This window comes from Mesorhizobium sp. Arg314 (genome assembly GCF_053714275.1).
The window spans coordinates 1-12,941 of sequence record NZ_JBSKBP010000005.1 but is presented as its reverse complement, the minus strand read 5'-3'; the positions used below and the strand labels follow the sequence as shown (position 1 = coordinate 12,941).

Genomic DNA, 12,941 nt, shown 5'->3' with positions numbered 1-12,941 from the left:
CTCACCTCACTTATAGCTATGGTCGTCCAGGTAGATGTCCGACGCCTCACCCCGACCACCATCCCAGCGGAAAACCAGCCGCCTTTGCTTGTTGACGCGGATGGAATGAAAGCCTTCGAGATTGCCGCGCAACTTCTCGAAGTGATTGCTGGGCGGTACGCGCAAATCCTGATCGGTAGCAGCGTCGTCGATCATCTGGAGCTTGCGAAACAGGCGGCTTTCGAGATCGGACGGAATGTTGCGGCAGTGAGTATCGTCCACGAAGAAGGCCCGCAGGCACCCGTCTCTAAAGCCGACGATCATCACATGCTTCCAACATGGGGATAGTGTACCACTCCTTGGGGCATAGCGCAATGCGTGGGTCGCCTTTGCTGCAGACCAGAGCAGCGGGCCTTGGCAAAATCAGATGGCGATCCTGATCACGGCCAACCAGGCATAGCCGCGATAAAGGGTTCTGAACCGGAAGGTTGCGCCGGCGCGCTGCGATTCCGATTCAAGAACGTCGCGCAGCGAGGCGCGCGGCGTGACGTGAAACTTCCGCAGCCAGCCGCGCAGCAAAGTCCTGAACCAGCGCGGCAGGCCTTCCTGCTGGCCGAAATCGACGACATGCAGCGATCCGCCGGGCGCGAGCGAAGAGAGGGCGGCTGAAACAGTCTTTTCCCAGCCGGGGATCATCGACAGCGAATAGGACACAAAAACGCGGTCGAATCGCTCGACGCCGAAGAGAGCCTCGGCGTCGAAATCGGTCGCGTCGCCACGCGACAGGTTGACCTTTTCGGAGAGACCTTCGCGAGCGATGGCCGCATTCGCCGTCTCCAGCATCTCGGCGGAGATATCGAGGCCGAAGAAGCGGGCGCTCGGGTAACGGCGGGCGGCAAGCGCGATGTTGCGGCCGGTGCCGCAGCCGAGCTCCAGCACGGTGCCATTTTGCGGCACGTCCAGCCCGTCGATCAGCCGATCGCGGCCGAGCAGATAGTATTTGCGGGTCAGGTCGTAGACGTGGCGCTGCCAGCGGTAGACGCCGTCCATAAGCTCGGCATGGCTGGCCGGCAGCTCGGTCGTGCTCATGCGGCGCGCTTCACATAGAGGTGGAAGCCGCCATAGATGGCCGAGCGATCCCTGGCGGAGAATTCGCGCGAAGCCTCGTTCTCATAGGTCCACTGGTCGAGCAGCGAGTTGGAGAGGCGGCCGGGCAGCAGGCTGGGTTCGGCCGCGGTGCGGAAGATGACGCGGGCGCCGACCGAGGCGGTGCGGGTGATCTCGGTCCACAAATCGTTGAGCAGATCGTCGGTCATCCAGTCCTGGGCGTCGAGCAGGACGAAACGGTCGACGCTACCCGCATCCTTGGCGGCCAGGAATTTGATCAGATTGGCGTGGTGAATGGCGACGCGGTCGATGTTGTCGCGGATCGTCTTGTAGTTGCGCTGTTCCAGATAGGCAGGCAACGCGGCCTCGCCAGGTTGCGGATAGCGGCGCGCAAAGGCCTGCCAGGCGAAGTAATTGTTCTTCAGCGGGAAGTCGCAGGCGAGCTTTTCCAGCCGTGCCTTGAGCACGCTCGCCATCGAGCCGTCGCCGGAGGTGATCAGCGAGTCGTACTGGGCCGGCGGGATGCCGAGGCCGAACAGCGAAGCCTTGCGTGAGGTCGCCCAGCGTAAGAGCTTCCTGTCGAAGACCGGCGCCAGCTCCTCGTTGAAGAAGCGGCGTTGCTCGCCGATGTTCTCAGCCTTCATGATGCCGGCCGGGTCGACACCGAACAGCTTGCCGACGCGATGGCCCATGGCGATGAAGAGGCCGAGCAGGCCGGTCTGGTAGAAGTTGCGGTCGAAGACCGAGATACGACGGCGGCCGCGCCAGCTGCGGCGCTCCCAGTAATGGCGGCTGACCGGATCGAGATGCGGCGCGATGAAGCGGTCATAGGCATCCGAATTGTGGCTGGTGTCGGCGGCGCCGAAGAAGCGGAACAGGTCGCCCTGCGACGGCAGGTGGCGCACCGCCTCCAGCTTCATGCGGTTCAGCGCGACGTGCGCGGCATTGAGATCGACGGCGTCGATCCTGGCCGGCGAGCGGGTCAGGTAAGCCAGAATGTTGCAGCCGCCCGAGGCGATTGTGACGACCCTGTGGCCGGCGCCGAGCTGCATGGCCTCCATGTCGACATCCGGATCTTCCCATATCTGCGGATAGACGAGGCCGGAGAACAGGAAAGCGAAAAGCCGCTCGGAAATGCCGTCCTTCGACAATGCGCGGTTCTGGTAGACGGCCTTTCCGACTTCCTTGCCTCGGCGATAAACGAGTTCTCCGGATACGTCCGACATCGCAAGGTGATTCCCCGTTTGCGTTGGCGCAAGCGGGTAGCGCAGCGTCATGACAGGCAGGTGACAGCCTGTTGACGCAAGTCCTACGCTTTGTTCGGTGCGCTGTCGCTTGGCATCCCGCGCAATTTCATTTGGCCAATGTGCCTAAGCTCATTCTTCCCGCTGGAAGCCCCTCACGGCCGATGGCCGGTCTGGCGTGTTGGCGAGATATTTGGGAACTCCTGTTTGTTCCAGCTTGCCACCGCCAATTCCCTCGTCGCTTGCTGCTTGCCAAGCGGAGCCGCAATCAAATTTTACCGTTGTTCTTTGACTTGTTTAAAGAAAATAAGAAGTTTTCCTGTAGCGGCAAGCTGCCGAGTGGAACAGGAATTGGCCGGATATGGACAGGCAGATGTACTGGGAACGAGGAAGACAATACGTGGAAACGATCGCAGCGATCGTTAGACACAAATGATCTGGTCTCTCCAGGCGTTGCGGTTTATAGCCGCATTGATGGTCGTTTTTCTACATGCGGTGCAATCCGCGATGCGGATTTGCAACGTCAGAGAAATTCCCTACCTGGGAGTAATTCCCTACCAGTATGCACTTGTCGGATCGGCCGGGGTCGACATCTTCTTCGTCATCTCCGGCGTGATCATCGCGACGGTAGCACCTGGCAGAACGGCCGCCGAGTTCATCCGGGCGCGACTGCTCAGGATTGTCCCGCTCTACCTGCTATGCAGCATTCCGGCGATACCAATCATGGCCAATGGCCCCGGAATGGGCTGGCGCAATATCCTGGCCACGATGTTCTTGTGGCCCGCAACAGACCAGATGACAGCACCCGCGCTCGGAGTGGCGTGGACGCTATGTTTCGAGATGCTCTTTTATGCCGCGGTCGCGCTAGTTCTGTTCGATCGGCGATGGCGATATGCTCTTCTGGCCATTTTTGTCGGTGCGTTTCTGCTTCGCCGGGTCAGCCCTGTCTTCCAGTTCTTGGGCAACCCGATCATTCTGGAATTCATGGCCGGCGTGGCGATCGTTAGGGTCGGCAAGATCCGGTGGGGCTTAGCCATGTTGCCGTTGGGCGTTGCAGCTCTTTTTTCCGCGGCCTGGCTTATGGTTGTTCCAGACGGCCATACCGAGCTCTTTCTGACGGGCGAACAAAATCTCTACCGTCTAGCCGTCCTCGGGATCCCCGCTGTCCTTATCGTTTACGGCACTATGCACATCCAGGCGCGACAGGGCGTATGGACCTACCTCGGCGGAGCCTCCTACTCGCTCTACCTCGTGCACCCGATATTGATCTCCGGGCTCGCCATCATATGGGCGATGTATCCAGCAGACCCGAATGTGATTATCGTAAGCGCCATCGTTGTTTCGCTGGCAGGGGCGTGGCGTGTTCACGAAGTGATAGAGAAGCCGATGATTGCCGAAGTAAAGCGGGCAATCCCGTCAGCGAAGGCCTCGGCATAAGCCATCGTTGCTGCCGGCCTCAGGCGGAAGCCAGTCGCTTGGCCGTGCCGCCCGCTGTCAAGCTACGCCTTGCCGAACGCTCCGGGTGTCGGCGTGGTGACGATGACGGCCTCGCCGGCATCGAGCGTGGTCTGGTCGCAGGCTTTCAGGACGTCGATCGATCCGTCATTGCGCCTGACCCTGGTCGAGCCCGCCTCGCCGTCGCCGCCGTCGTCGAGGCCCTGGGGCGGCCGGTTGCGGTGGGAGGACAGGATCGCGCATTCCATTTTTTCTAGAAAACGGATGGTGCGCCTGGTTCCGTCGCCGGCGTTCCACTTGCCCTTGCCGCCGGAGCCCTCGCGGATGTGGAAGTCTTCCAGCACGACGGGGAAGCGCAGTTCCAGCACCTCCGGGTCGGTGAGGCGCGAATTGGTCATGTGGGTGTGAACGCCGGAGGTGCCGGCGAAGCCGCGTCCCGAATTCATCCGGCCGGCCGGCGAGCCGGAGCAGATCGTCTCGTAATACTGGTACTTCTTGTTGCCGAAGGTGAGGTTGTTCATCGTGCCTTGCGCGTTGGCCATGGCGCCCATCGCGCCAAACAGCGCATTTGTGACATGCTGCGAGGTCTCGACATTGCCGGCGACGACGGCGGCAGGGTAGGCGGGCTTCAGCATCGAACCATCGGGGATGATGATGTTGATAGGCCTCAGACACCCGGCATTCATCGGGATCATGTCCTCAACCATGACGCGGAAGGCATAAAGCACGGCGGCGCGGGCGACGGGCTCCGGCGCGTTGAAATTGTTCTTCATCACCGGCGACGTGCCGGTGAAATCGACGGTCGCCTCGCGTTTTTGTCGGTCGACGGTGATCTTCACTTTGATCACCTGGCCGGTGTCGGTGGGGTATTCGTAAGCCGCGCTGTCGGGAAGCCGCTCGATGACGCGGCGCACGCTCTCGGCAGCGTTGTCCTGGACATGGCCCATATAGGCTTCGACGACATCGAGGCCGAAATGCGCGACCATCTTGCGCAGTTCCGCCACGCCCTTTTCGTTGGCGGCGATCTGCGCCTTCAGGTCGGCGATGTTCTGGGTGGGATTGCGCGCGGGATAAGGATGGTCGGTGAGGAGGGTCTCCAACTCCTTCTCGCGGAAGCGGCCGCGATCGACGATGCGGAAATTGTCGAACAGCACGCCTTCCTCGTCGACGGTTGTGGCCAAAGGCGTCATCGAGCCGGGCGCGGTGCCTCCGACATCGGCATGATGGCCGCGCGAGGCCGCCCAGAACAGGATTTCCCTGTGCGCATCGTCGAAGACAGGCGTCACTACCGTGATGTCAGGCAAATGCGTGCCGCCATTATAGGGGGCATTGAGCGCGAAGACGTCGCCGGGATGGATGTCGCCGGAATTCAGGCGGATGATGGTTTCGACCGAACGGTCCATGGAGCCCAGATGCACCGGCATATGCGGCGCGTTGGCGACCAGCGCGCCGTGGCGGTCGAAGACGGCGCAGGAAAAATCGAGCCGTTCCTTGATGTTGACCGAATAGGCGGTGTTCTGCAGCGTCACGCCCATCTGCTCGGCGATCGACATGAAGAGGTTGTTGAAGACTTCCAGCATGACCGGATCGGCCTCGGTGCCAAGCGCGGCGGCACGGGCCTTTCTTTCCGTGCGGCGTATCACGACGTGGTTGAGATTGGTGATCTCGGCACGCCAGCCCGGCTCGACGACGATGGTCTGGTTCGGTTCGATGATCAGCGCGGGGCCAGCGACCGTGTGGGATGGCCGCAGGTCTTCGCGGCGGTAGACGCCGGCCTCGTGCCAGCGGCCTTCGGTGTAGAAGCCCCGGTTTTCCAAGGACTTGGCCTCGGTCCTCGCCGGTCCGGCAGGCGCGTAGGCTTCGGCCCTGTCCTGTCGAGCGGCTTCCATGCCTTCGACGGCGACGGTCTCCACGACGATCGGCTTGTCGTCATAGACGAATCCGAACTGTGCCTTATGCGCGGCCTCGAAATCGCTTCTGGCGCGGAAGATCGAACCATGCTCGAAATTCACCGGCAGCGCCGTATCGGTGCCGTCATAGCGGATATGCAGAACAGGCTTCGTTGAAACCGCGTCCCCGGCAATGCCCTGCTCGCCAAGCTCGGCGACAACCTCGCTGCGCAAGGCCACGATCAGTGCCTCGAGCGCCGCACGCGATTCCTCGGCAAGCGGCTGCAGCAGACCCTGCTGGCGCGAAGCGAAGACCGACGAGAGGCCGATTCCGTAAGCTGAAAGCAGGCCGGAGAAGGGGTGGATCAGCACGGCTTCCATGCCGAGCGCGTCGGCAACCAGGCAGGCATGCTGGCCGCCGGCGCCGCCGAAGCAGTTCAAGAGATATTCCGTGACGTCGTAGCCGCGCTGCACCGAGATCTTCTTGATGGCGTTGGCCATGTTCTCGACGGCGATGGTGATGAAACCCTCGGCGACGGCCTCGGGCGCCCGGCCATCGCCGATCGCGGCGGCAAGTGCCGTGAATTTTTCGCGAACCACCCCGACGTCGAGCGGCCGGTCCTGGCCTGCGCCGAAAATCGCCGGGAAGAAATCGGGCTGCAATTTGCCGAGCATGACATTGGCATCGGTGACGGCGAGCGGGCCGCCGCGCCGGTAAGCGGCGGGGCCGGGATTGGCGCCGGCGGAATCCGGGCCGACGCGGAAGCGGCCCGCTTCATAATGCACGATCGAGCCGCCGCCGGCGGCGACCGTGTGGATGCGCATCATCGGGGCCCGGATGCGCACGCCGGCTACCTCGGTGTCGAAGGCGCGCTCATATTCGCCGTCATAATGGGCGACGTCGGTCGAGGTGCCGCCCATATCGAAGCCGATGACCTTGTCGAAGCCGGCGAGCTTCGCCGTCTCGACCATGCCGACGACCCCGCCCGCTGGTCCCGAAAGCAGCGCATCCTTGCCCTGGAACATGTCGGCGGCGGTGAGACCGCCCGACGACATCATGAACATCAGACGCGGACCGGCACCCAGTTCGCCGGCCACCCGTTGCACGTAGCGCGACAGGATCGGCGACAGATAGGCGTCGACCACGGTGGTGTCGCCGCGGCCGACCAGCTTGATCAGCGGCGAGACCTCGTGAGAAACCGAGATCTGGCTGAAGCCGATCTTGCGGCAGACCTTTGCCACGGCCTTTTCGTGGTCCGGGTATTTCCAGGCATGCATGAAGACGATGGCGACCGCGTCGATGCCCTCGGCCTTGGCCTGTTCGATCGCCGGGCGGCAAGCGGCGATGTCGAGCAATCGCTCGATGCAGCCATCGGCGCGCACGCGCTCATTGACCTCGATCACCCGCTCATAGAGCTGCTCGGGCAGGATGATCTCCTTGGCGAAGATATCCGGCCGCGCCTGGTAAGCGATACGCAAAGCGTCGCGAAAACCTTTGCTGATGAGCAGGAGCACACGATCGCCCTTGCGCTCGAGCAGCGCATTGGTGGCAACGGTGGTGCCCATTTTGACGTCGCCGATCGCGTCGGCGGAAATGACCGCGCCGGCTTTCAAACCCAACAGGTCACGGATGCCCTGGATAGCGGCGTCCGCATAGGCCTCGGGATTCTCGGACAGCAGTTTTCGAGGGTGCAGCCGGCCTTGCGGATCACGGCCGATGATGTCGGTGAAGGTGCCTCCGCGGTCGATCCAGAAGTCCCATTTCTGTGTCATTTCGGCTGCCGGCATTCTGCTTACCCATTGTGTCTTCGAGCGTATGTTCTGTTAGTTCGGGATTTCGGCGCCAGCAATCGCAAGTTGATGTTACACATGGAAACGCAACGTTACGAAACCGATGCGCCTGTTGATGCATTTCCTCTGCGACCGCTCACCGAAACGTGAGCGTCTGTGCAAGGAGAGATACCATGAAGAAGATTATTCTGGCGTCTGTTTCGGCGCTCGCCCTGCTGGGGGTCGCGGCTTGTAGCGACAATGGTACCGACAAGACCACCACCCAGAGCACCAATCCCCCGGCCAACGAGCAGCCGATGAAGCCAGTTTCGCCTGACGCTTCGAAGCCCGCCGAACCGGCTCCGGCAACAAATCCGGCTCCTGCCGCGCCTGCGAAGTAGGAACCGACCGATAATATCGAGGAAGGCCGGTATTGCCGGCCTTCTTTTTTTGCGTCGATCCGGATGTCGCCGATCACACCTGCGGCATCGTCCCGGCTTGATAGGACCGCCCGGTTCGCACTATGAAGCCGGCATGTCGATTTGGGACCGCCTCGGCGACTTCATCGCTCGTGTATCGTCGTCGGCGTCCTCGGGCGTCGCGGACGTCGTCGAAGCCGTGCGTACCGTGTTTTCGGGCGATCCGGACCTGCGCCGGCGCGTCGCCTTCTCGGTGGCGATGATCGCGCTCTCGGCCAAGATGGCTAAAGCCGACGGTATCGTCACCCAGGACGAAGTGCGCGCCTTCCAGGAAATCTTCGAAGTGCCGCCAAGCGAGACACGCAATGTGGCGCGGCTTTACGACATCGCTCAGCAGGACGTTGCCGGGTTCGAGATCTACGCCCAGCGCATGGCGCAACTCTGCGGTTCCGGCCATGCCAACTGCATGATGCTGGAAGATATCCTCGACGGTCTTTTCCATATCGCCAAGGCGGACGGCCTCATCCATGAGCGGGAAGGGCAGTTCCTGCACCGGATCGCCGAGATTTTCCGAATCGATGAGGCGCATTACGAGGTGATCCTGTCGCGGCACGTCAATCTTGGCGCCGCCGATCCCTATCTCGTTCTGGGCATCGAGCGCGGCAAGCCGTTCGAGGAGATCAGGAAACGCTATCGCAAGCTGATCTCGGACAATCACCCCGACAGGTTGATCGCGCGCGGTCTGCCGCAGGAATTCATCAAGATCGCCACGACCAGGGTCGCGGCGATCAATGCCGCCTATGAGATGATCGAGCGGGGCCTCAGGCACGTATGAGCGGTTTTCTGCCCGACCAGCCAGGTGCGGAGGTCCGGGTGTCGCCGAATTTCGGTCCGCGCCTCGGGACACTGAGGCCCGACATGATCGTGCTGCATTATACGGGGATGGTAAGCGGCGCCGGTGCCGTGGCGTGGTTATGCGATCCGGCAAGCGAAGTATCCTCGCATTACCTTGTTCATGAGGACGGCCGCATCATTCAGATGGTGCGCGAGAGCGATCGCGCCTGGCATGCCGGCAAGAGCTCCTGGCTTGGGAGTACCGACATCAACTCCTGTTCGGTTGGTATCGAGATCGTCAACCCCGGGCATTCGCTGGGCTACAAGGCCTTCCCAAGACGGCAGATCGACGCCGTGATCGACGTATGCGCGGGTATCGTGGACCGCTATTCCGTTCCTTCCGCAAGGGTGCTCGCGCACTCGGACGTGGCTCCGGGCCGCAAGGTCGACCCGGGCGAAAGATTCCCCTGGAAGGCGCTGTTCGTGGCCGGTGTCGGTCACCTCGTAACGGCGGCGCCGATAAAACCGGGCGCTGCGCTGAAGGCTGGTGACACCGGCTCCGATGTCGAGGCGCTGCAGTCGATGCTGGCGCTCTATGGTTATGGCGTCGAGATATCGGGTATTTACGACCGGCAGACGGAAATCGTGGTGGCGGCGTTCCAGCGGCATTTCCGGCGGCGGTTGGTTGATGGCGTGGCGGACAATTCGACGACCCGCACGCTGGAGAGGCTGTTAGCTTCCGTAAAGGTAGCCGCCGCCAAATAATCGCGCTGGACTCCTTAAATTACAATCTGTCACTTAAAGTGAATTGCGCCGCCTTCATTGCCGCCAATTCCACCGCCAAATGCCTCTCCCGCAAGTCGTCGGACGTCTATCCCCCCGGATGCTCCGACGTTGAATTGGCGCAACTGCGTGAATTTCTTCGCGCGGCTTTAACAGAACAGGACTACATGCAAAAATTGACCGTTGTAGCGGCAGCTGTTGCTGCCGGAGTAATAAGCTTTGCCTTCAATCCGGCAAACAGTGCCCCTTTGAGCCTTCGGGCAGACAATGGCCTTGCCGTCGCCCCCACGACGACCAAGGCGGCCCCAGGCAGCAAGGCGGCGCCAAAGATCAAAAGAGCTCCGGCCAAGGTGGAGAAGGTTGCCGCGACCAGGGCCGCGAAATCGACGGCCAAACGCGCCAAGCGCGGCAGAAAGACGATTGATCTCACCACGACAGCCTCTATCCATACCGGCAAGATCGCCCTGGCGACTTCCACCGCTGCCGGCGACGGCCAGTATTCGACGATCATTGCCCGCTACGCGGCGAGCTATGGCGTGCCGGTGTCGCTCGCCAAGGCCGTCATCAAGATCGAAAGCAACTACCGGCCAACCCTGGTCGGCGGCGCCGGCGAGATCGGCCTGATGCAGATCAAGCCGGCCACGGCCCGCATGATGGGCTACACCGGCTCGGCCAAGGGATTGTTCGATCCCGACACCAACATCAAATACGGCATGAAGTACCTCGCCATGGCGCGGGATCTCGGTGGCGGCACCACCTGCGGCACGATCCTCAAATACAATGCGGGTCATGGCGCGACGCGGATGAACCCGGTTTCGGCCGCCTATTGCAGCAAGGTGAAGGTGCAGATGGTGGCGCTGGGCTCACCGGCCTAAGGCTCATCCACGGAGGCGGATTTGGGCGACGCGTGTTTCCTCATGCATGTCGTTGTCCCGAAGCCGCCGTGCACCCTGCGGCTGAGCCCGAGAGCTTTGGGCGGCATGGATCAGCTTTTTCGTTTGCCTTTTCGGGCGGGAATCCCTTTATACGCGCTTGCCAGCTGGCCGGGCGGCCGCACCCGCGAGAGCCGAAAGGCTGCGGGTGAGGAAAGTCCGGGCTCCATGGAGACACGGTGCCGGCTAACGGCCGGCGGGGGCGACCCCAGGGAAAGTGCCACAGAAAGCAAACCGCCGCTGCATCTGCTGCGGCAAGGGTGAAAGGGTGGGGTAAGAGCCCACCGCGCGACTGGCAACAGAAGCGGCAAGGCAAACCCCACCGGGAGCAAAACCGAATAGGGGCGGTGCGAGGGGAAACCTTCGAGGGCTGTTTCCGGCCCACCGCCCGGGTAGGTTGCGTGAGGCGCATGGCAACATGCGCCCGAGATGAATGGCCGCCACGTTCTCGCCGCAAGGCGAGGGCCATACAGAACCCGGCTTACAGGCCAGCTGGCATTTTTCTGATTTGCGATAGATGCGCGGAATCAGAGGGTTACGCCGACGTGCGGGTGTTCTGATTCAGACGCTCTACAAGACACCCTTCGCGATGTGATCAAACGTATTCTTGAAGCCGGTGCGATTAAATCGTACCTTGAAGGGGCATAAGGAGCGCGCGTCATGGGCCAGGTCGATAAACGCAGCATCACGCTTTCACCGGAGCTGGCAGCTGCGGTCGACGATGTCGTCGCCGCCGGCGAATACGCCTCGGCCAGTGAAGTCATCCGCGATGCGCTCAGGCTATGGAAGGAGCGGCGCGACCTGCTCGGCTACACCGTTGAGGAGTTGCGGGAGCTGGTGCAGGAGGGGATCGACAGCGGGCCGGCGCTGGAGGGGCCTCCTTTGATGGAGCGATTGCGCGCTAAATATGCGAAGATGGCGGAAGCCAAAGGCGCTAGCGAGTGAAGTACCGCCTGCTTCCACAGGCACTGATCGACCTCGAAGCTATCGGCGACTACATCGCCGACCACAATCCAAATGCCGCAATCCGTTTTGTCGAAACTCTTCAGCGGCGATGGGATTTGCTGACCCTTCATCCCGGATCAGGCGCGCCGCGCGACGACATCTTGCCGGGCATTCGCCACCTCGTTGTCGGGGAGTATCTTACGTTTTATCGGATTGGCGACAACGCGATCGAAATTCTGCGCGTATTACACGGCCGGCGCAGGATCGAAGCAGAGGATCTAGGATCCTAGGTGCCACTCAGTTGGCGACTTTGTCCAGCGATGTCTCGATCGCCTGCCAGAGCTCCTCGACCGGCTCGCAGCCGATCGCCAGGCGAACGAAGCCAGGCGGCACGGCATCGCCGCGTTTCGAGCGCCGCTCGGCCGATGTGTGCACGCCGCCGAAGGAGGTTGCCGCTTCAATAAGCGGACAGCCGTCGATGAACGCCTCGGCCTGTTCTTCGGAGGCGAGCTCGAAGGAAATCAGGAAGCCGAAGCGTTCCATCTGGGCACGCGCCAGATTGTGCGAGGCATCGCCCTCGAGCCCGGGAAAGCGCAGGCCGCTGACGGCGCGATGGTTTTTCAGCCGCCGCGCGATCGTTTCGGCCGAGGAGCACATGCGGTCGAAGCGCATTTCCAGCGTTTCGAGGCCGCGATGCACGAGCCAGGCCTCGAACGGGCCGGGGATGCCGCCAGCCGTCTCGCGCCAATCCTTCACCCTGGTGACAATGTCCGGGTTGCGGCTGGCGACATGGCCGAAAAGAACGTCCGAATGACCATTGATCGCCTTGGTGTCGGCCGAGACCACGATGTCCGCGCCAAGGTCGAGCGGGCGCTGGCCGAAGGGCGTCATCGTCGTGTTGTCGACGATCAATGTCCCCCCTTGCGCATGGACGACCTTGGCGACGGCGGTGATATCGCAGATGTCCAGCTGGGGGTTCGACGGACTTTCGACGAAAACCACCCGATAGCCGGCGAAGCCGCCATCGAGCATGCTTGCGGTTGGCCTCACGTCATAAGCGACGCCGAGCGGTTTCAGGAAACGCTCGGCCAGTGAGCGCGTCGTGTGATAGCCGTCCGACGGCAAGAGGATGCGGTCGCCCGATTTGAGAAGCGCGAAAAAAGCCGCTGAAATCGCGCCCATTCCCGACGGGAAGGCAACGCATTGCGCATCTTCCAGATGGCCAAGCGCGTGCTCGACCGCGTGCCAGGTCGGGTTGCTGAAGCGGCCATATTGATCGAAGCCCGTCGCGTCGCCCGGCGCGTGGAAGATCGAGGCCATGGTCAGCGGCAAGGCGATAGGATCGCCCTTGGCGAAATCGGCGCTGCGCAGATGCGCAAGTGTCGCGGCGCGTGACTTCGCATTGTCAGACATCAGCTCGATCCTCGTTGTGGCCAGAAAGGTGTCAAGCGACGCTATGCGCGCCGGCTGTGCGCAGCAAGCTGCGTCGTTTTGGGCCAGAGGGCTCTAACAGGCTGCTGAAAAACGTTTTTGGTCCGGCCGACTCGTGGCTTTGATTCTGTTTTGTTCGCTTTTCGATTCTCG

The 12,941-nt window shown here is 62.0% G+C and carries 12 protein-coding genes and 1 other RNA gene; 8 read left to right on the top strand and 5 right to left on the bottom strand.

The annotated features are described in order from the left end of the window. Window positions 1-6: 6 nt before the first annotated feature. The 3 genes from ACWGS9_RS07055 to ACWGS9_RS07045 all read right to left on the bottom strand — a co-directional run bounded on the left by ACWGS9_RS07055 (window position 7) and on the right by ACWGS9_RS07045 (window position 2,363). On the bottom strand, window positions 7-303 hold the full coding sequence (locus tag ACWGS9_RS07055) for a type II toxin-antitoxin system RelE/ParE family toxin (RefSeq protein WP_454504556.1): 297 nt from the start codon (window positions 301-303) through the stop codon (window positions 7-9). A gap of 99 nt (window positions 304-402) precedes the next feature. Beyond that, entirely contained in the window at window positions 403-1,068 is a 666-nt protein-coding gene (locus ACWGS9_RS07050) for a class I SAM-dependent methyltransferase (protein WP_454504555.1), read from the bottom strand. Then, a complete protein-coding gene (locus ACWGS9_RS07045) occupies window positions 1,065-2,363 on the bottom strand; it encodes a BtaA family protein (protein ID WP_454504554.1) in 1,299 nt (432 codons plus the stop codon). The genes ACWGS9_RS07050 and ACWGS9_RS07045 overlap by 4 nt, the downstream gene beginning before the upstream one ends. 399 nt (window positions 2,364-2,762) lie before the next feature. On the opposite strand from ACWGS9_RS07045, the gene ACWGS9_RS07040 reads away from it, so the two are divergent. Then, complete coding sequence (locus ACWGS9_RS07040; RefSeq protein ID WP_454504553.1) at window positions 2,763-3,767, top strand: acyltransferase family protein; 1,005 nt, start codon at window positions 2,763-2,765, stop codon at window positions 3,765-3,767. Between the two features lie 62 nt (window positions 3,768-3,829). Here ACWGS9_RS07040 and ACWGS9_RS07035 read toward each other — a convergent pair whose 3' ends face one another. After that, entirely contained in the window at window positions 3,830-7,447 is a 3,618-nt protein-coding gene (locus tag ACWGS9_RS07035; RefSeq protein ID WP_454504750.1) for a hydantoinase B/oxoprolinase family protein, read from the bottom strand. Between the two features lie 191 nt (window positions 7,448-7,638). On the opposite strand from ACWGS9_RS07035, the gene ACWGS9_RS07030 reads away from it, so the two are divergent. The 7 genes from ACWGS9_RS07030 to ACWGS9_RS07000 all read left to right on the top strand — a co-directional run bounded on the left by ACWGS9_RS07030 (window position 7,639) and on the right by ACWGS9_RS07000 (window position 11,647). Further along, the gene (locus ACWGS9_RS07030) at window positions 7,639-7,845 is read left to right on the top strand and encodes a hypothetical protein (protein WP_320212584.1); all 207 of its coding nucleotides are present in this window, start codon (window positions 7,639-7,641) and stop codon (window positions 7,843-7,845) included. Window positions 7,846-7,978: 133 nt separating this feature from the next. Continuing rightward, a complete protein-coding gene (locus tag ACWGS9_RS07025) occupies window positions 7,979-8,698 on the top strand; it encodes a TerB family tellurite resistance protein (protein WP_454504552.1) in 720 nt (239 codons plus the stop codon). Then, window positions 8,695-9,462, top strand: coding sequence for a peptidoglycan recognition protein family protein (locus ACWGS9_RS07020; protein ID WP_454504551.1), 768 nt, complete (start codon window positions 8,695-8,697; stop codon window positions 9,460-9,462). Before ACWGS9_RS07025 ends, ACWGS9_RS07020 begins: the two co-directional genes overlap by 4 nt. Before the next feature lie 185 nt (window positions 9,463-9,647). After that, complete coding sequence (locus ACWGS9_RS07015) at window positions 9,648-10,355, top strand: lytic transglycosylase domain-containing protein (RefSeq protein WP_454504550.1); 708 nt, start codon at window positions 9,648-9,650, stop codon at window positions 10,353-10,355. 160 nt (window positions 10,356-10,515) lie between these two features. Next, window positions 10,516-10,912: RNase P RNA component class A (rnpB, locus tag ACWGS9_RS07010), an RNA gene on the top strand. Window positions 10,913-11,072: 160 nt separating this feature from the next. Further along, window positions 11,073-11,357, top strand: a complete 285-nt coding sequence (locus ACWGS9_RS07005) for a type II toxin-antitoxin system ParD family antitoxin (RefSeq protein ID WP_454504549.1) — start codon at window positions 11,073-11,075, stop codon at window positions 11,355-11,357. Then, window positions 11,354-11,647 carry a type II toxin-antitoxin system RelE/ParE family toxin gene (locus ACWGS9_RS07000; RefSeq protein ID WP_454504548.1) on the top strand — a complete coding sequence of 98 codons (294 nt, stop codon included), beginning with the start codon at window positions 11,354-11,356 and terminating at the stop codon, window positions 11,645-11,647. Before ACWGS9_RS07005 ends, ACWGS9_RS07000 begins: the two co-directional genes overlap by 4 nt. Window positions 11,648-11,654: 7 nt before the next feature. Here ACWGS9_RS07000 and ACWGS9_RS06995 read toward each other — a convergent pair whose 3' ends face one another. Next, entirely contained in the window at window positions 11,655-12,770 is a 1,116-nt protein-coding gene (locus ACWGS9_RS06995; RefSeq protein WP_454504547.1) for a cystathionine gamma-lyase, read from the bottom strand. Window positions 12,771-12,941: the final 171 nt, after the last annotated feature.

What these genes read in the sequence shown, in the direction of transcription:
- ACWGS9_RS07055 (WP_454504556.1), bottom strand. Translation starts at nt 303, where the DNA reads ATGATCGTCGGCTTTAGAGACGGGTGCCTGCGGGCCTTCTTCGTGGAC.
- ACWGS9_RS07020 (WP_454504551.1), top strand. Translation starts at nt 8,695, where the DNA reads ATGAGCGGTTTTCTGCCCGACCAGCCAGGTGCGGAGGTCCGGGTGTCG.
- ACWGS9_RS07035 (WP_454504750.1), bottom strand. Translation starts at nt 7,447, where the DNA reads ATGACACAGAAATGGGACTTCTGGATCGACCGCGGAGGCACCTTCACC.
- ACWGS9_RS07030 (WP_320212584.1), top strand. Translation starts at nt 7,639, where the DNA reads ATGAAGAAGATTATTCTGGCGTCTGTTTCGGCGCTCGCCCTGCTGGGG.
- ACWGS9_RS06995 (WP_454504547.1), bottom strand. Translation starts at nt 12,770, where the DNA reads ATGTCTGACAATGCGAAGTCACGCGCCGCGACACTTGCGCATCTGCGC.
- ACWGS9_RS07040 (WP_454504553.1), top strand. Translation starts at nt 2,763, where the DNA reads ATGATCTGGTCTCTCCAGGCGTTGCGGTTTATAGCCGCATTGATGGTC.
- ACWGS9_RS07050 (WP_454504555.1), bottom strand. Translation starts at nt 1,068, where the DNA reads ATGAGCACGACCGAGCTGCCGGCCAGCCATGCCGAGCTTATGGACGGC.
- ACWGS9_RS07015 (WP_454504550.1), top strand. Translation starts at nt 9,648, where the DNA reads ATGCAAAAATTGACCGTTGTAGCGGCAGCTGTTGCTGCCGGAGTAATA.
- ACWGS9_RS07045 (WP_454504554.1), bottom strand. Translation starts at nt 2,363, where the DNA reads ATGACGCTGCGCTACCCGCTTGCGCCAACGCAAACGGGGAATCACCTT.
- ACWGS9_RS07025 (WP_454504552.1), top strand. Translation starts at nt 7,979, where the DNA reads ATGTCGATTTGGGACCGCCTCGGCGACTTCATCGCTCGTGTATCGTCG.
- ACWGS9_RS07005 (WP_454504549.1), top strand. Translation starts at nt 11,073, where the DNA reads ATGGGCCAGGTCGATAAACGCAGCATCACGCTTTCACCGGAGCTGGCA.